This is a genomic window from Enterobacter cloacae complex sp. 372C4, assembly GCF_050030615.1.
Lineage (GTDB): Bacteria > Pseudomonadota > Gammaproteobacteria > Enterobacterales > Enterobacteriaceae > Enterobacter > Enterobacter intestinihominis.
The window spans coordinates 3,932,186-3,949,098 of the sequence record NZ_JBLGUQ010000001.1 but is presented as its reverse complement, the minus strand read 5'-3'; the positions used below and the strand labels follow the sequence as shown (position 1 = coordinate 3,949,098).

Here is a 16,913-nt window from a genome sequence, read left to right as displayed (position 1 = left end):
AAAAAGTTAAACGTTAACGACTTATGCGTACGGCAGGCACGCGATGACCAGGCCCAGATCGCCTTTAGAAACCATGGCTTTTGGACGCAGGTGACGTTTACGCTTGGTAGCTTTCTTAGTCAGAATGTGACGCAGGTTAGCGTGCTTGTGCTTAAAACCACCTTTACCGGTTTTTTTGAAGCGCTTAGCAGCACCGCGTACGGTCTTAATTTTTGGCATTTTAATAACTTCCACTTCGCATTGTTAAATAAACGAAACATAGGCGAACAAAACCTATGGGGCCCGAAGGCTCCACAGATTTTGCTGCTTGAAGGCCTTACTGTTTCTTCTTAGGAGCGAGCACCATGATCATCTGGCGGCCTTCGATCTTCGTTGGGAAGGATTCGACTACTGCCAGTTCACTCAGATCTTCACGGACGCGGTTAAGCACTTCCATACCAATCTGTTGGTGGGCCATCTCACGACCGCGGAAACGCAGCGTGATCTTGGCCTTATCGCCATCTTCCAGAAAGCGAATCAGGCTGCGGAGTTTTACCTGATAATCGCCATCGTCGGTACCAGGACGGAATTTGATTTCCTTAACCTGGATAACTTTTTGCTTCTTCTTCTGTTCCTTAGAAGATTTACTCTTTTCATAAAGGAACTTGCCGTAGTCCATAATACGACAAACTGGCGGTTCGGCGTTAGGGCTGATTTCAACTAAATCTACTCCAGCTTCTTCAGCTTTTTCGATCGCTTCTCTCAGACTCACAATCCCCAGTGGTTCACCTTCAAGATCTGTTAAGCGAACTTCCTGGGCGCGAATCTCGCCATTGATACGATTCGGACGTGCCGTTTGAACTCGTTTTCCGCCTTTAATACCTTATTCCTCCAGTTGTTGAAGACTGCGGCTGCGAATCTCTTGTTGCAGCTTCTCAATCACTTCACTTACGTCCAGGCTCCCCAGGTCTTTACCACGGCGGGTGCGAACGGCAACTTTGCCTGCTTCCACCTCTTTATCACCACAGACCAACATATACGGGACACGACGTAAAGTGTGCTCGCGGATTTTAAAGCCAATCTTCTCATTTCTCAAGTCTGCTTTTACGCGAATGCCCGCATTTTGTAGTTTCTGCGTCAATTCTTTAACGTAATCCGCCTGAGAATCGGTAATGTTCATCACAACTACCTGCACTGGCGCAAGCCAGGTTGGGAAGAAGCCCGCGAACTCTTCAGTCAGGATGCCGATGAAGCGCTCCAGTGAACCGAGAATCGCACGGTGAATCATAACCGGCACCTGACGCTCGTTGTCTTCGCCAACATAAGAGGCGCTTAAACGCTGCGGCAGGGAGAAGTCCAGCTGTACCGTTCCGCACTGCCATGCGCGATCGAGGCAGTCATACAGGGTAAATTCAATTTTTGGACCGTAGAATGCGCCCTCGCCCAGTTGGTATTCGAACGGAATACCGTTCTCTTCCAGCGCCACGGCGAGATCCGCTTCTGCGCGATCCCATGTCTCATCGCTACCGATACGTTTTTCCGGACGCGTTGAGAGTTTGACCACGATCTTCTCGAAGCCAAAGGTGCTGTACATATCGTAGACCATACGAATACAGGCGTTAACTTCATCACGTACCTGATCTTCAGTACAGAAGATATGCGCATCATCCTGAGTAAAGCCACGAACACGCATCAGCCCGTGCAGCGCACCTGATGGCTCGTTACGGTGGCAGCTACCGAACTCCGCCATACGCAGCGGCAGATCGCGGTAGGATTTCAGACCCTGGTTGAAGATCTGAACGTGGCCCGGACAGTTCATTGGCTTGATGCAGTATTCACGGTTCTCAGACGAAGTGGTGAACATCGCATCTTTGTAGTTGTCCCAGTGGCCGGTTTTTTCCCACAGCACACGGTCCATCATGAACGGGCCTTTCACTTCCTGATACTGGTACTCTTTCAGCTTGGAGCGCACGAACGTTTCCAGTTCACGGAAGATTGTCCAGCCGTCGTTATGCCAGAACACCATCCCCGGCGCTTCTTCCTGCATATGATACAGGTCAAGCTGCTTACCGATTTTACGGTGGTCACGCTTAGCCGCCTCTTCCAGGCGTTGCAGGTACGCGTTCAGGGCTTTCTTATCGGCCCATGCGGTACCATAGATACGCTGCAACATTTTATTGTTGCTGTCGCCACGCCAGTAGGCGCCTGCGATTTTCATCAGTTTGAAGTGATGACAGAAGCGCATATTCGGCACGTGCGGTCCACGGCACATGTCGACATATTCTTCGTGATGGTACAAGCCAGGCTTGTCATCATGAGCGATGTTTTCATCAAGAATCGAGACTTTATAGCTCTCGCCGCGCTTCACGAAGGTTTCACGCGCTTCATGCCAGCTGACTTTCTTCTTGATGACGTCATAGTTCGTTTCGGCGAGCTCATGCATACGTTTTTCGAGCGCGTCGATATCTTCCTGTGTCAGGGTGTGGTCAAGGTCAACGTCGTAGTAGAAGCCGTTGTCGATAACCGGGCCGATCGCCATTTTGGTGTTGGGCCACAGCTGCTTAATAGCATGACCTAACAGGTGCGCACAGGAGTGACGAATGATCTCCAGACCTTCTTCGTCTTTCGCGGTGATGATCGCAAGCGTTGCATCGCTTTCAATCAGATCGGACGCGTCTACCAGCTCACCGTTTACGCGGCCTGCAATGGTTGCTTTTGCGAGTCCAGGACCGATATCCAGGGCAACATCCATTGGGCTTACAGCGTGGTCGAAATGGCGTTGGCTGCCATCAGGAAGAGTAATTACAGGCATTTTATATCCTTATTTGCAGTGATGCCCCACACATAAGAGCATATACAAAGAAAATAATCGTGATTAAACAGTAGATTACGAAACCATCTGACCAACAATCGTCAAATTGGTTCGTCATCATGCACCTGCCGATTCAGATAAATGCGGATTTACGGCAAGCAGCGTAATGGTAACACTATTAACAGGGCGAATGCACCTTCCCGCGACCGATTTGAACCGCTCATCCTTATGTCTGCGTTCATGAACTTTTGTTGACGGGGGCTCGCAATCCGAAAGTGCTGAGCTATTCTTGATCTGGTCCTTAAACATCGAAGGGGTATCACATGAATGTATCGAGCAGAACCGTTGTGATATTGAATCTACTTTCCGCTGCTGGTCTGGTATTGATACTGGCCGACAGATTCCACTGGTTTTAAGCCGAACCGCTGTTCTGGCATAACCTGTTGTCCCGGGTAAAGCGCTTTCTGGCGCAGACTTTGGTAGACTAAGGGTATCAACTGACAAGGATTGGGTTATGCCAACAAAAAGATTTGCCGTTAAGCACTGGAAAATGGTCGTGGTGTTAATCGCTATTTGCGGCGCGATGTTGCTGCTGCGCTGGGCCGCGATGATCTGGGGCTAATATTATGTCAGCGAAAACGTGCCGTGAATTTACTGAATAAATCTTAACTATCTTTACGAAAATTTATGGTCCAAAACCGGTACGTCATAATCCGGTTTTCGCCAGGCTGTGACAGCGTATATATTCCATCACATGTGGCAGTTGAAATATCAGGACCACTCACCCGCCACCAGCTTGTGTACATCAAATGCATCATTCATTGACTGGCCGGTAGACTGGGAGCCAGGGGCAATGTTGGAGCCTGCTTCAACATCAGAGGCTTTAGCGATCCCGACTGGGCTGTTAACGTCACTGGCAGGTTGCGTCATATTATCAGCAGCAAATACGCCAAATGAAAGTGCGGAAAGCACCATCGCTGCTGTAGCGGTTTTGATTTTTTTCATAATTCTGTTCTCATACTTAATTAATGCAGAAATGCCTGAGGCGAGTTTTTTGCCTGTGCCGTAAGTGTAGATCTGGATCACACTTTTGCCTAGTCAAATTATTTATCAAATCGTGTCAAATAAACTGAATAAGGCCTGGCCGCCTAATTATGGAGAAATTATGAAGACGAAACCATGCCTATTATTTCAAAACGCCGTTTAATATAAATAAGCACAGTTTCAAAAAATAAAAAACAGGCCGAAAATAGTCCCGGCCCAAAGAAATTACATTTTATAACCTAAAGAAATCGTGGTTCGGCGATCGGTATGTTCCGGCGCGGAATCAGGCGGTGAAGAGTTCCAGGTTACGTTGTACGCCACCTTGAGTCCAAAGTGTTCGTTGATAGCCACGTTCAACGCACTTTCAGAGTTCAGCGTTGTATCTTCAGCACCAAACACCGACACACCCTGGGTGAATTTAGCGTTGTCAGTCATTTGCCATGCGTAGGTGCCCGATGCATAACCCAGCGGCTGGGTTTCATCTTCGCCGTTGGTGTACTCGTCGTAACGGACACCCGGACCGAATTCAAAACGGAGGCTGTGCACCGGTCCATTCAGGAACTGACGACCATAACCCGCAGTCATGACATCGCGCTGGCGATAGCCGTTGTAGCGGTCAGTAAGCCAACTCGCCTGCCCGAACAGGTAGTCATAATCTGTCATGTTGTAACGGCTACGCCCACCTACCGCGTATTTCTCAGAGGAGCGTTCATCGTTAGCAGACGTGTTGCTGGCATTGCCCCACAGCGACCAGGCCGTGGTGTTGCCGTACCAGGTCAGGGTGCTGTCTGCGGTCATGGAGGAGCTTTTCGTGTTACCGGATTGCGCCAGATACCCGGCATTCACGTTACCTTCAAAGGGTTTTTTGGCAGTGGAGGGATCGTCCATGACAGTAAAAACGGTATCATCGGCGGTTGCATTCAGTGACGCAAATACGCCACCCGCCAGCATCAGTGCTGCGGGTACTGTCTTCAAAAGCTTCATTTATTTTAGGAGTCCGTACAACATAAAAAGAGACCGTCACGGTCTCGGAAACTTTCTTGCGGATCAATGACAAGGCGACCATAGAAAGGTAACAAATTATAAAAAGCCGCAAATAACATAGCAATAATTTCTTCTTTCATTTTTTGAATAAGAACGATCCCAAAACGCGATTTAATGTATATACCCGGCCAAGGTTTTTTGTCAGTATTCATTTTTAAAATCATACTGTTATTTACGTTGCCTTCCTGCCAAACGGTGCCAGGCTTAAAATAACCCATGATAAAAGGAGGTCATGATGGCTTCGATTTACACGCTGACGCTCTCCCCTTCCCTCGACTCTGCGACCATGACGCCGCAAATCTATCCGGAAGGTAAGCTGCGCTGTAGCGCGCCGGTGTTTGAGCCGGGCGGCGGCGGCATTAACGTGGCGCGCGCCATTACCCATCTCGGCGGAAAAGCAACCGCCATCTTCCCCGCTGGCGGCGCCACGGGTGAGCATCTGGTTGCGTTGCTGGCAGATGAACAGGTTGCCGTAGATACCGTTGACGCCAGAGACTGGACCCGGCAAAACCTGCATGTCCATGTTGAATCCAGCGGCGAGCAATATCGTTTTGTGATGCCAGGGGCGAAGTTGAGCGATGATGAGTTTCGTCAACTGGAAGAGAAAGTGCTGACCATTGAAAGCGGCTCATTGCTGGTGATCAGCGGTAGCCTGCCGCCGGGCGTCAAAACAGAAAAGCTGACGGCACTGGTTCAGGCGGTGCTCCAGCGCGGCATCCGCTGCATTGTCGATAGCTCAGGCGATGCCCTGAAGGCGGCGTTAGAGCCCGGACAACTTGAACTTGTCAAACCTAACCAGAAAGAGCTCAGTGCGCTTGTCAATCGCGAGCTCAACCAGCCTGATGACGTGCGTACTGCCGCAGAAGAGCTGGTACGCACGGGCAAAGCGCATCGCGTTGTAGTCTCTCTCGGTCCTCAGGGTGCGCTGGCCGTCGACAAGACGGGCTGCGTGCAGGTTGTTCCACCGCCGATGAAAAGTCAGAGTACTGTGGGTGCCGGTGACAGTATGGTTGGCGCGATGGTGCTGAAGCTGGCGCAGGGCGCTTCGCTTCTGGAGATGGCACGCTATGGCGTCGCGGCAGGGAGCGCTGCCACCATCAATCAGGGAACCCGTCTGTGTTCGCTTGCGGATACTCAGAAAATTGTCGATTACCTGGCGAGAAGCTGAACGTGCTTCCCCTTCCCGTGGAGGGGGAAGTCGCCAAATATGGCTTATCGACTATGCTAAGAAAACTTTCAGGATAACAACGAGGTGAATTATGAGCAGTGGTGATATCACCCGCTACGTCGTAACCGTCAATATTCATGAAGCATCGCTGACCGAACTGAATGAACTCAACAACGCTTTCACGCGGGCGAATTTTCTGCTCACGCTGACGGACGATGAGGGCAATATTCACGATCTCGGCTCGCTGGCCTTTGGCCTGATAAGCCCGCTGAGTCAGGAGGAGGTGAAGGCGCTGGCCAGTAGCCTGGTGGAAAGCGTGACTGACAAAGCCACGGAAATTGATGTGGATAGCTGGGAAAACTGGCATAAAAAAGAACAATAAGTGCCCTGTACAAAATTAAACCGCTCAGTTGTGCGTTAGTTCCTGTTTTTTTATAGCCGTTTTGCGCTAACTTTATGATCTGGCAGACAACATGGGAGAGACATCATGTGGCAGGCTATCAGTCATCTTTTAAGTGAGCAACTGGGTGAAGGTGAAATTGAACTGCGTAACGAACTGCCAGGCGGAGAGATCCATGCCGCATGGCATTTACGTTACGCCGGGCGCGATCTCTTCGTGAAATGTGATGAGCGCGAATTGCTCCCCATTTTTACGGCCGAAGCCGATCAGCTTGAGTTGTTATCGCGCAGTAAAACAGTCAACGTTCCACAGGTTTTAGCCGTTGGCAGCGATCGTGACTACAGCTTTCTGGTGATGAACTATCTTCCGGCGCGCCCTCTGGATGCGCACAACGCCTTTATTCTCGGCCAACAGATCGCCCGTTTGCACCAGTGGAGCGATCAACCTCAGTTTGGGCTCGATTTCGATAACGACCTCTCTACCACCCCACAGCCAAACGCGTGGCAACGCCGCTGGTCGACTTTTTTCGCCGAGCAGCGCATAGGCTGGCAGCTGGAGCTGGCCGCTGAAAAGGGACTAGCGTTCGGCAACATCGACGCGATTGTTGAACACATTCAGCAGCGTCTGGCTTCGCATCAGCCTCAGGCTTCCCTTCTGCACGGTGATTTATGGTCGAACAACTGCGCGCTTGGGCCTGATGGTCCCTATATATTTGACCCGGCCTGCTACTGGGGCGACAGAGAATGTGACCTGGCGATGCTGCCGTTGCACCCTGAACAGCCGCCGCAAATTTATGATGGCTATCAGTCTGTCTCGCCGTTACCTGCGGGTTTCCTTGAACGTCAGCCGGTTTATCAGCTGTACACCTTGCTAAACCGGGCGATTTTGTTTGGCGGGAGTCATCTGGTGAATGCCCAGCGAGCGCTGGATCGTATCCTGGCGGCATAGCGGGAGGGGGCGGCAATACGCCCCCTTTGATATTACAGGAAGCCGAGCAGTGTAAAGAAGAAATACCCGGCCACAATGATAATAACCGGCAGGATATAGAGCGGGAAAAACTGCACAAAAATGGTATGACGCGGAACGACAATGCGCGATTCGATCTGCTCGCGGCTCATCCCGTCAGGGCCTTTCGCCTTCTCAAGTATCAGCTGATCTTCTACCCCTTCGCGTAAAAAGCGGGTCTGGCGGCTCATGCGTGCGCCGGAGGCCTGCAACGCCATCGCGATAAAGATCAACGCATAGATTATCCAGAACCCGACATTCAGCTGGTGGTGAAAATCCGGGGTGGGCGAGTTGAACCAGAAGACGTTCAGGAATGGGGTGTTAAACCGCATCATCTCAATCATGACGTGGGCAAAATCAAGCATGACGGCATTAATGCCCGGCTGTTTTTCGCTGTGATCGTACATAAATTTAAGTACGGAGATCAGCGTTGAAATCAGGGCGGGAATGAAAATAACCCAACCAGCAATACGTTTTAAGACTGCGATGCGTCCAGCTTGTTGATACGTCATTAGTTCCTCTTCATAAAGACGCGTTATTTGTGCCTAAGTCTACCTGCTGTCGGTCATTTTCGCCCGATCTTTGAATGCAATATGCTAAATTGCTTGTGCTTAGCACCGTTCGTCTTACCCCCAAGATAAGGAGATGTTGTAATGTCGACACCGCGCCAGATACTTGCCGCTATTTTTGACATGGATGGATTGTTGATTGATTCCGAACCCCTGTGGGATCGGGCTGAACTGGACGTGATGGCCAGCCTCGGCGTCGATATCAGTCGTCGTAATGAGCTTCCCGATACCCTGGGGCTGCGCATCGATATGGTGGTTGACCTTTGGTATGCCCACCAGCCATGGGTTGGCCCGGATCGCGACGAAGTTACGGCGCGCATTATCAACCGTGCTATCTCCCTTGTAGAAGAGAATAAGCCTCTGTTACCGGGCGTACGCGACGCTATCGCCCTGTGCAAGGCGCAAGGGCTGAAAGTGGGGCTTGCCTCTGCCTCACCTCTGCATATGCTGGAAAAAGTGCTGACGATGTTCGGGCTGCGCGACAGCTTCGACGCGCTGGCCTCGGCCGAAAAGCTTCCTTACAGCAAGCCACATCCGCAGGTGTATATGGACTGCGCCGCGAAACTGGGGCTGGATCCGCTTACCTGTGTGGCGCTGGAAGATTCGGTTAACGGCATGGTGGCGTCCAAAGCCGCACGTATGCGCTCCATCGTTGTGCCGGCTGAAGAAGGCCGACACGATCCCCGCTTTGCCCTCGCGGATGTCAGGCTGACGTCTCTTGAAGAATTGACTGCCCGCCATCTGCGCGGAGAGTAACGCTCTTTCAGGCAGCTTCGGCTGCCTGTATCACAAAATCAAAACAACGTTTTACTTTATTTGCATTTCTCATTCCAGACTCCTATCCTTACGTGCAGAATGACAATAACCTGACTTCTGAGGCGCGTATGATACTGGATGCTTTTACTCTGGCAGGAAAAGTGGCGATGGTGACCGGGTGCGATACCGGTCTGGGGCAAGGCATGGCCATTGCCCTCGCCCAGGCAGGATGCGATATCGTGGGGGTAAACCGCAAGGTTCCTGACGAAACGGCAGCGCGCGTCACGGCGCTGGGACGGCGCTTTATCGCAATTCGCGCCGATCTCGGCAAGCATGAGAGTATTCAGAGCGTCGTGGATACCGCCGTCACAGAGATGGGCCGCATCGATATTCTGGTTAACAATGCCGGCACCATTCGTCGGTGCGATGCGCTGGAATTTAGCGAGAAGGACTGGGACGAGGTCATCGATCTCAATCTGAAATCGGTCTTTTTCCTCTCTCAGGCAGTAGCGAAACAGTTTATCGTGCAGGGTCAGGGCGGCAAGATCATTAACATTGCCTCCATGCTCTCCTTCCAGGGCGGCATTCGGGTGCCGTCCTATACGGCTTCGAAAAGCGGCGTCCTCGGGCTCACCCGCCTGCTGGCAAACGAATGGGCGCCGCTAGGTATTAACGTGAACGCTATCGCGCCGGGTTATATGGCGACAAATAACACCCAACAACTTCGCGATGATGAGCAGCGCAGCCAGGCGATCCTCGACCGTATTCCGGCGGGCCGCTGGGGACTTCCGGAGGATTTACAGGGTCCGGTGGTGTTTCTGGCCTCGGCGGCGTCGGATTACGTTAACGGCCATACCCTTGCCGTAGACGGTGGCTGGCTGGCGCGCTAACCGCCGGTTTGTGACAAAGAGTTACACCGTCACCTCTTTCACACACTGTATAAAAACCCTATACTGTATAGATTGACAGTTTACCGAGTTTTATCATGACGGCGGAAGGCCACCTGCTTTTTTCACTTGCCTGTGCAGTGTTTGCTAAAAACGCTGAACTGACCCCTGTGCTGGCCCAGGGGGACTGGTGGCATATTGTCCCTTCTGCCGTGCTGACCTGCCTGCTGCCGGACATCGATCATCCAAAATCATTCCTTGGTCAGCGGCTGAAGTGGATTTCAAAACCCATCGCCAGAGCCTTTGGTCATCGCGGGTTTACCCACAGCCTGCTGGCCGTATTTGGCCTGCTTACACTCTTCTATTTGAAGGTTCCCGAGAGTTGGATAGTCCCGGCGGATGCCATTCAGGGCATGGTGCTCGGCTACTTAAGCCATATCCTCGCCGATATGCTGACGCCAGCGGGCGTTCCGCTGCTCTGGCCCTGCCGCTGGCGTTTCCGCCTGCCAATCCTCGTGCCGCAAAAAGGCAACCAGCTGGAGCGCGTTCTGTGCATGGCGCTGTTTGCCTATGCCGTCTGGATGCCGCAGACAGTGCCCGAAAATGGTGCAGTGCGCTGGTCATCGCAGATGATCAACTCGCTGCAATTTCAGTTCAATCGTTTTATTAATCACCAGATTGAACATTAAACCGACAATATAATCACTTTTGTCATAAACCATTCCATATGGATATAAGCGCCACATCACACTTCTGATAACCTTGCGCCAACAGGTTCGGTAAAAACCGACCGTATAATAAATCAGGAGAACGGGGATGAATTTTCCACTCATCGCGAACATTGTTGTGTTCGTCGTATTGCTATTGCTTCTCGCCCAGGCTCGCCACAAACAGTGGAGCCTGGCGAAAAAGGTACTGGTTGGTCTGGTCATGGGCGTGGTGTTTGGCCTGGCCTTACACGCTATTTACGGCTCCGACAGCCCGGTACTGAAAGATTCCATTCAGTGGTTCAACATTGTCGGTAACGGCTATGTACAGCTGCTGCAAATGATCGTTATGCCGCTGGTATTCGCCTCAATTCTGAGCGCCGTAGCCCGCCTGCATAATGCTTCTCAACTGGGTAAAATCAGTTTCCTGACCATTGGCACCCTTCTCTTCACCACGCTGATTGCGGCGCTGGTGGGTGTGCTGGTTACCAATCTGTTTGGCCTGACTGCTGAAGGTCTGGTGCAGGGTAGCGCTGAAACCGCGCGTCTGACGGCGATTGAGACCAACTACGTGGGTAAAGTGGCCGATCTGACCGTTCCGCAGATGGTGCTCTCCTTCATTCCGAAAAACCCGTTTGCTGACCTGACCGGTGCAAGCCCAACCTCCATTATCAGCGTAGTGATCTTCGCTGCGTTCCTGGGCGTGGCTGCGCTGAAGCTGCTGAAGGACGATGCGCCGAAAGGCGAGCGGGTTCTGACTGCCATCGATACCCTGCAAAGCTGGGTAATGAAGCTGGTGCGTCTGGTCATGCAGCTGACGCCGTACGGTGTCCTGGCGCTGATGACCAAAGTCGTGGCAGGTTCTAACCTGCAAGACATCATCAAGCTTGGCAGCTTTGTGATTGCCTCGTACCTCGGTCTGGGCATCATGTTTGTTGTGCACGGCATCCTGCTGGCGGTGAACGGCGTTGGCCCGCTGAAATATTTCCGCAAAGTCTGGCCGGTGCTGACCTTCGCCTTCACCAGCCGTTCCAGCGCGGCATCGATTCCGCTGAACGTGGAAGCACAGACACGTCGTCTGGGCGTACCCGAGTCTATCGCCAGCTTCTCGGCCTCCTTTGGCGCCACCATCGGGCAGAACGGCTGTGCGGGTCTCTACCCGGCGATGCTGGCCGTGATGGTTGCCCCAACCGTGGGTATTAACCCGCTGGATCCGGTCTGGATTGCGACGCTGGTCGGTATCGTGACCATTAGCTCCGCCGGTGTTGCGGGCGTGGGCGGCGGCGCGACCTTCGCTGCGCTGATCGTTCTGCCTGCGCTGGGGCTGCCGGTAACGCTGGTTGCCCTGCTTATCTCTGTTGAACCACTGATCGATATGGGTCGTACCGCGTTGAACGTGAGTGGTTCAATGACCGCCGGTACCCTGACCAGCCAGTGGCTGAAGCAGACCGACAAAACGATTCTCGACAGTGAAGATGATGCCGAACTGGCACATCGTTAATCACTGCTGAAATAAAAAAACCGCCATCGGGCGGTTTTTTTATGGCTGTTATTCTTCAACCTCTTCATCCTGGCGGGTCTGCATTGCCCATCGCTGCGCCGATTCCGGCACCGTAAACGCAGGGGAGCGACGGAAGTGCTCGCCAATCAGCACGAAGGCAACGTATTTACCCCGCAGCATCCAGACATCGCGAAAACCATCCACCTTCAGGGCATGGTCTGGCGGCGCGGGCTCAACGCGGGGTACATAGCTAATAACCTGGCGGTTTTGTTGACGAAGAGGTTTCATAAGCGACGGGTTCACTAAAGCAAATTCTTAAAGCAGGAAATTTCTATCATAGCCGATTCTCCCCCCGCCCGTCGCGCCTGACGTATCGCAGATGGCTCCTTTCGCTAATCAATATCTGAAAACGCTTAGTTCGCCTGCTAATTCTTAACATTGTTCTATCCTTAATAGGGTTTTTAGGAATGAACAAAGGAGAAGCGTGCAATGTCGAACAATGATAAACCACATCAGTCACCCATTCATGGGACTGAAGAATCTCAACCGGGAATGGACTCACTTGCCCCAGCCGACGGCTCACACAAACCATCACCGGGTCCTTCCGCACCGGGTGAACAGCCTACCGCCCCGGGCAGCATGAAAGCCCCGGAAACGGAAAACGAAAAGCTGAAATCGCTCGATCCTCACCGCAAGGGCGGTGAAGGCCATGCGCTGACCACGAACCAGGGCGTTCGCATTGCCGATGATCAGAACTCCCTGCGCGCCGGAACGCGCGGCCCGACGCTGCTGGAAGATTTCATCCTGCGCGAAAAAATCACCCATTTCGACCATGAGCGTATCCCTGAGCGTATCGTCCACGCTCGCGGCTCCGCGGCGCACGGCTATTTCCAGCCCTACAAGAGCCTGAAGGAGATCACCAAAGCAGATTTCCTTTCCGATCCGAACAAAATCACACCGGTGTTTGTGCGTTTCTCTACCGTACAGGGCGGCGCGGGTTCGGCCGACACGGTGCGTGATATCCGCGGCTTCGCCACCAAATTCTATACCGAAGAGGGCATTTTCGACCTCGTCGGGAATAACACCCCGGTTTTCTTCATACAGGACGCGCATAAGTTCCCTGACTTTGTCCATGCGGTAAAACCAGAACCACACTGGGCCATACCGCAGGGACAAAGTGCGCATGACACATTCTGGGACTACGTCTCCCTGCAACCGGAAACCCTTCACAACGTGATGTGGGCGATGTCTGACCGGGGGATCCCGCGCAGCTATCGCACCATGGAAGGCTTTGGTATTCATACCTTCCGTCTGATTAACGCTGAAGGTAAAGCGACGTTTGTGCGTTTCCACTGGAAACCGGTCGCAGGGAAAGCGTCGCTGGTGTGGGATGAAGCGCAGAAGCTGACCGGACGCGATCCGGACTTCCACCGTCGCGAACTGTGGGAATCCATTGAAGCCGGTGATTTCCCGGAATACGAGCTGGGGTTACAGCTGATCCCGGAAGAAGACGAGTTCAAATTCGACTTCGACCTGCTCGACCCGACCAAGCTTATTCCTGAAGAGTTGGTGCCGGTTCAGCTGGTGGGTAAAATGGTGCTTAACCGCAACCCGGATAACTTCTTCGCGGAAAATGAACAGGCAGCGTTCCACCCGGGCCATATTGTGCCGGGGCTGGACTTCACCAACGATCCGCTGCTGCAGGGTCGTCTGTTCTCTTACACCGATACGCAGATCAGCCGTCTTGGTGGACCTAACTTCCATGAGCTCCCAATCAACCGTCCGACCTGTCCGTACCATAACTTCCAGCGTGACGGGATGCATCGCCAGGATATCGATACCAACCCGGCGAACTACGAGCCGAACTCCATTAACGATAACTGGCCGCGTGAAACCCCGCCGGGGCCAAAACGTGGCGGATTCGAGTCGTATCAGGAGCGCGTGGACGGAACAAAAATTCGCGAGCGCAGCCCGTCATTCGGCGAATATTACGCTCAGCCTCGCCTGTTCTGGAACAGCCAGACCCCGATCGAACAGCAGCACATTATCGGCGGCTTCAGCTTCGAGCTGAGCAAAGTGGTGCGTACCTACATTCGCGAGCGCGTGGTCGACCATCTGGCGCATATTGATATCCAGCTTGCTCAGGGCGTGGCGAATAATCTCGGCATTACGCTGACTGACGAGCAATGCCATGCTGCACCGCCTAAAGACGTGAACGGGCTTAAGAAGGATCCGTCCCTGAGCCTGTACGCGGTACCTGGCGGGTCGATCAAAGGCCGCGTAGTGGCTATCCTGCTGAACGATAAACCGCGCGCCAGCGACGTGCTGGGGATCATGAGGGCGCTCAAGACTCAGGGCGTACATGCCAAACTGCTTTACTCACGCATGGGTGAAGTGACGGCCGATGATGGCTCCGTCCTGCCGATTGCTGCGACCTTCGCCGGGGCACCGTCCCTGACGGTTGATGCGGTGATTATGCCGTGCGGCGACGTTGAGAGTTTGCTCGGTAACGGTGATGCCGCCTATTATCTGCTGGAAGCCTATAAGCACTTGAAGCCAATCGCCCTCGCAGGCGATGCGCGGAAGTTTAAATCGCTGCTGAAGGTACCGGACCAAGGGGAAGAAGGCATTGTCGAAGGTGATAACATTGACGATGCGTTTATGACCCGGCTGTTTGACCTGCTCGCCGCGCACCGCGTGTGGTCGCGCAGCAGCAAGATTGACCAGATACCGGCGTAAAAAAAACCGGGTGGCGCTACGCTTACCCGGCCTATATTTCGACTGATGTTGTAGGCCCGGTAAGGCGAAGTCGTCCCCGGGCTTTATTTTACTCACAAATCCCTGAACGTCCCCAGACGATACCCACGCTCGGCAATCGCGTACTTCAACGACGCCGACGTCAGCACATCCAGTTCCGCCAGACGCGGCCAGCAGTAGGCGCTCTTACGTACGATGTTATCGACAAACGCCGGGTGCGCCATTACCTCAAGCGAGCGCTCCCCTTTCGCGGCGGACTCATCCAGCACCTTCAGGAACAGCGCTTCGTCGATCTCGTCGCCATAAAATGCGCTGCTGAACCCCTCCGTTGACGTCACCGCGACGTCCGGCAGTCCGCGCACCTCACGATCCACGCGCATCGCCACGCCTTTACGTTGCGCAAATTCTGCCACAAGCGGGAAAATCGCCGGGATCATATGCACATGATGATGACTGTCGATATGGGTGGGCTCGCGGCCAAACACATCCACAAAGCGGTTAAACTGGCAGTCCAGCTCGCGGGCAATCTCATCAAGCGGCAGAGCGTCCTGCTCCGCCATTTCCCAAATCCATTTACCCAGTTGTCCGTCGCGCGTCAGCCCCGGCATCGGTGAAAGGGGCAACCCAAGCGTCAGCACGAAGTGCATGCCCACGCCCAGTTCGGGCAGCTCACGGCTTAGCTGCGCCGCATGTTCCACCGCCTCACCGTTGATGAGCGCTGTTGTAGAGGTCACGACGCCCCGGCGACAGGCTTCGATAATGCCGTAGTTCTGCCCTTTTGACAGGCCGAAATCATCGGCATTGACGATCAGCAGGTTTTCCATCGCGCCTCCTCTTAACGGTGTGTGAGTTTCAGTTTCTCAACCGTTGCAGCAAAGTTTGGCAGCCATTTCTCATGCGCCAGGATCATCTCACTCGCGAGTTTTTCAGCGTCACGGTCAGAATGCACCAGCGGGCTCAGGTTCAGCGCCAGCAGCACGTCATTCAGCTCGCCGCTCAGGGCCGCATTGCTCGCCGCCACTTCAAAGCCTTTAATGGTGTGAATCAGGCCCATCACCTTATCGTCGAAGTGGGTAATGCGGGGATGCGGTTTTGCACCCTCGCGCCCAAGGATGCAGGTCATCTCCACGGCCCAGTCTGCCGGGATATTGTCGATGTGCCCATGATGCGGAACGTTCACATAGTGCTCGGCCTGCTTGTCATTGTAAATGGCGTTGATCACTTCACACGCGGCATCTGAATAGTATGCCCCACCGCGCTGCTCAAGCTCTTTCGGTTTGACGTTCAGGTTCGGATCTTTATACAAATCAAAAAGCTGCTTCTCTACTTTCTGTACAACCTGAGCGCGTGCGCCACCTTTGTAGTATTCGCCCATTTCAATCGCCAGCATCTCTTTCTGCTTGAAGTAGTAAAGCAGATACGAGCACGGCAGCAGATTCAGGGAGCGGATCAGCCCTTCGCTGAACGGCAGATCGAAGATGTTTTTCACCGAGGCCGCGGTCAGGCGACCAGAGGCAACGCCATCAAGCAGTTCCGCAAAGCGCGATTGCCCGTTCACAATCACATCTTTGATAAAGACCATGTGGTTCAGGCCGAACAGGTCAATGGACAATTCATCGTTATCGGTTAGCGCCAGCACATCGCGGATGAACATCTTCATGCCGATCGGAATATTGCAGACGCCGATAAAGCGTTTGAAACCGGTGTGACGATAGACTGCCTCGGTGACCATCCCGGCCGGGTTGGTAAAGTTAATCACCCACGCGTTCGGGCAGATCTCCTCCACGTCTTTAATGATGTCAAAAATGACCGGAATAGTACGCAGACCTTTAAACAGGCCACCAGCCCCGTTGGTTTCCTGGCCCAGATAACCGTGGCTCAGCGGAATACGCTCGTCCAGCTCACGCGCCTTCAGCTGGCCGACGCGCAGCTGGGTGGTCACGAAGTCAGCATCTTTCAGCGCCAGGCGGCGATCCAGCGTTTTATGCACGGTTAAAGGCACGCCCGCTTTTTCAACCATGCGTTTGCACAGTTCAAAAATAATATTTAGCTTCTCCTGACCTTCTTCAACATCCACCAGCCATAATTCGCTGACCGGTAATTCATGATAACGTTTCAGGAAACCTTCAAGTAATTCCGGGGTATAGCTGCTGCCGCCACCAATGGTTACGACTTTTAATTTCTTTTGCATAAACTCTCCCTTAGCTTATCAGGGTAATCGCCTGCAAGGTATAGCGTACTCTTCCCGCTATTTGGGCAAGCCATTACGTCAATATTCCTGCGG

The 16,913-nt window shown here is 53.2% G+C and carries 20 protein-coding genes; 10 read left to right on the top strand and 10 right to left on the bottom strand.

Annotation, left to right across the window (positions count from 1 at the left end; all coding sequences use genetic code 11):
* Positions 1-21 precede the first annotated feature (21 nt).
* The 3 genes from rpmI to thrS all read right to left on the bottom strand — a co-directional run bounded on the left by rpmI (position 22) and on the right by thrS (position 2,791).
* Complete coding sequence (gene rpmI, locus ACQG11_RS19220; protein WP_001124225.1) at positions 22-219, bottom strand: 50S ribosomal protein L35; 198 nt, start codon at positions 217-219, stop codon at positions 22-24.
* Between the two features lie 97 nt (positions 220-316).
* Positions 317-859, bottom strand: coding sequence for a translation initiation factor IF-3 (infC, locus tag ACQG11_RS19215; RefSeq protein WP_059443439.1), 543 nt, complete (start codon positions 857-859; stop codon positions 317-319).
* A 3-nt stretch (positions 860-862) separates the two neighbouring features.
* The gene (thrS, locus tag ACQG11_RS19210) at positions 863-2,791 is read right to left on the bottom strand and encodes a threonine--tRNA ligase (RefSeq protein ID WP_006809077.1); all 1,929 of its coding nucleotides are present in this window, start codon (positions 2,789-2,791) and stop codon (positions 863-865) included.
* Positions 2,792-3,114: 323 nt separating this feature from the next.
* Here thrS and yncL point away from each other — a divergent pair, with 323 nt between their 5' ends.
* Complete coding sequence (gene yncL, locus ACQG11_RS19205; RefSeq protein ID WP_071785204.1) at positions 3,115-3,207, top strand: stress response membrane protein YncL; 93 nt, start codon at positions 3,115-3,117, stop codon at positions 3,205-3,207.
* 98 nt (positions 3,208-3,305) lie between these two features.
* Entirely contained in the window at positions 3,306-3,413 is a 108-nt protein-coding gene (yniD, locus tag ACQG11_RS19200; RefSeq protein ID WP_003857815.1) for a small membrane protein YniD, read from the top strand.
* 149 nt (positions 3,414-3,562) lie between these two features.
* On the opposite strand, the gene ACQG11_RS19195 is transcribed toward yniD, so the two are convergent.
* From ACQG11_RS19195 to ACQG11_RS19185, 3 genes are all read right to left on the bottom strand, one after another.
* Entirely contained in the window at positions 3,563-3,796 is a 234-nt protein-coding gene (locus ACQG11_RS19195) for a hypothetical protein (RefSeq protein ID WP_032622263.1), read from the bottom strand.
* A gap of 264 nt (positions 3,797-4,060) precedes the next feature.
* On the bottom strand, positions 4,061-4,819 hold the full coding sequence (locus tag ACQG11_RS19190; protein ID WP_022647833.1) for a DUF481 domain-containing protein: 759 nt from the start codon (positions 4,817-4,819) through the stop codon (positions 4,061-4,063).
* 5 nt (positions 4,820-4,824) lie between these two features.
* On the bottom strand, positions 4,825-5,097 hold the full coding sequence (locus ACQG11_RS19185) for a hypothetical protein (protein ID WP_193543736.1): 273 nt from the start codon (positions 5,095-5,097) through the stop codon (positions 4,825-4,827).
* Between the two features lie 17 nt (positions 5,098-5,114).
* Here ACQG11_RS19185 and pfkB point away from each other — a divergent pair, with 17 nt between their 5' ends.
* The 3 genes from pfkB (at position 5,115) to ACQG11_RS19170 (ending at position 7,395) form a co-directional block, all read left to right on the top strand.
* Complete coding sequence (pfkB, locus tag ACQG11_RS19180) at positions 5,115-6,047, top strand: 6-phosphofructokinase II (protein WP_022647831.1); 933 nt, start codon at positions 5,115-5,117, stop codon at positions 6,045-6,047.
* 91 nt (positions 6,048-6,138) lie between these two features.
* Positions 6,139-6,429: a type V toxin-antitoxin system endoribonuclease antitoxin GhoS gene (gene ghoS, locus ACQG11_RS19175; RefSeq protein WP_003857822.1), complete on the top strand. Its 291-nt coding sequence runs from the start codon at positions 6,139-6,141 to the stop codon at positions 6,427-6,429.
* Positions 6,430-6,534: 105 nt separating this feature from the next.
* The gene (locus ACQG11_RS19170) at positions 6,535-7,395 is read left to right on the top strand and encodes a fructosamine kinase family protein (protein WP_022647830.1); all 861 of its coding nucleotides are present in this window, start codon (positions 6,535-6,537) and stop codon (positions 7,393-7,395) included.
* Positions 7,396-7,427: 32 nt separating this feature from the next.
* Here ACQG11_RS19170 and ACQG11_RS19165 read toward each other — a convergent pair whose 3' ends face one another.
* The gene (locus ACQG11_RS19165; RefSeq protein ID WP_015570741.1) at positions 7,428-7,964 is read right to left on the bottom strand and encodes a YniB family protein; all 537 of its coding nucleotides are present in this window, start codon (positions 7,962-7,964) and stop codon (positions 7,428-7,430) included.
* Between the two features lie 141 nt (positions 7,965-8,105).
* Between ACQG11_RS19165 and hxpB the strand changes: the two genes are divergently transcribed.
* The 4 genes from hxpB (at position 8,106) to tcyP (ending at position 11,872) form a co-directional block, all read left to right on the top strand.
* On the top strand, positions 8,106-8,777 hold the full coding sequence (gene hxpB / locus ACQG11_RS19160; protein WP_022647828.1) for a hexitol phosphatase HxpB: 672 nt from the start codon (positions 8,106-8,108) through the stop codon (positions 8,775-8,777).
* A gap of 128 nt (positions 8,778-8,905) precedes the next feature.
* Entirely contained in the window at positions 8,906-9,667 is a 762-nt protein-coding gene (gene kduD, locus ACQG11_RS19155) for a 2-dehydro-3-deoxy-D-gluconate 5-dehydrogenase KduD (protein WP_023299906.1), read from the top strand.
* A 95-nt stretch (positions 9,668-9,762) separates the two neighbouring features.
* On the top strand, positions 9,763-10,353 hold the full coding sequence (locus ACQG11_RS19150; RefSeq protein WP_317578971.1) for a metal-dependent hydrolase: 591 nt from the start codon (positions 9,763-9,765) through the stop codon (positions 10,351-10,353).
* 127 nt (positions 10,354-10,480) lie between these two features.
* Complete coding sequence (gene tcyP, locus ACQG11_RS19145) at positions 10,481-11,872, top strand: cystine/sulfocysteine:cation symporter (RefSeq protein WP_022647826.1); 1,392 nt, start codon at positions 10,481-10,483, stop codon at positions 11,870-11,872.
* Positions 11,873-11,920: 48 nt separating this feature from the next.
* Here the strand turns inward: tcyP and cedA are convergent, their stop codons facing one another.
* Positions 11,921-12,160 (bottom strand): cell division activator CedA, encoded by a 240-nt coding sequence (cedA, locus tag ACQG11_RS19140; RefSeq protein WP_022647825.1) that lies wholly within the window; start codon positions 12,158-12,160, stop codon positions 11,921-11,923.
* A gap of 201 nt (positions 12,161-12,361) precedes the next feature.
* Here cedA and katE point away from each other — a divergent pair, with 201 nt between their 5' ends.
* Positions 12,362-14,611, top strand: coding sequence for a catalase HPII (gene katE / locus ACQG11_RS19135; RefSeq protein ID WP_022647824.1), 2,250 nt, complete (start codon positions 12,362-12,364; stop codon positions 14,609-14,611).
* A 92-nt stretch (positions 14,612-14,703) separates the two neighbouring features.
* Here katE and chbG read toward each other — a convergent pair whose 3' ends face one another.
* Both chbG and ACQG11_RS19125 read right to left on the bottom strand, forming a co-directional pair.
* Positions 14,704-15,453, bottom strand: a complete 750-nt coding sequence (gene chbG / locus ACQG11_RS19130) for a chitin disaccharide deacetylase (protein ID WP_017693595.1) — start codon at positions 15,451-15,453, stop codon at positions 14,704-14,706.
* 11 nt (positions 15,454-15,464) lie between these two features.
* A complete protein-coding gene (locus ACQG11_RS19125) occupies positions 15,465-16,820 on the bottom strand; it encodes a 6-phospho-beta-glucosidase (RefSeq protein ID WP_022647822.1) in 1,356 nt (451 codons plus the stop codon).
* Between the last annotated feature and the right edge of the window lie 93 nt (positions 16,821-16,913).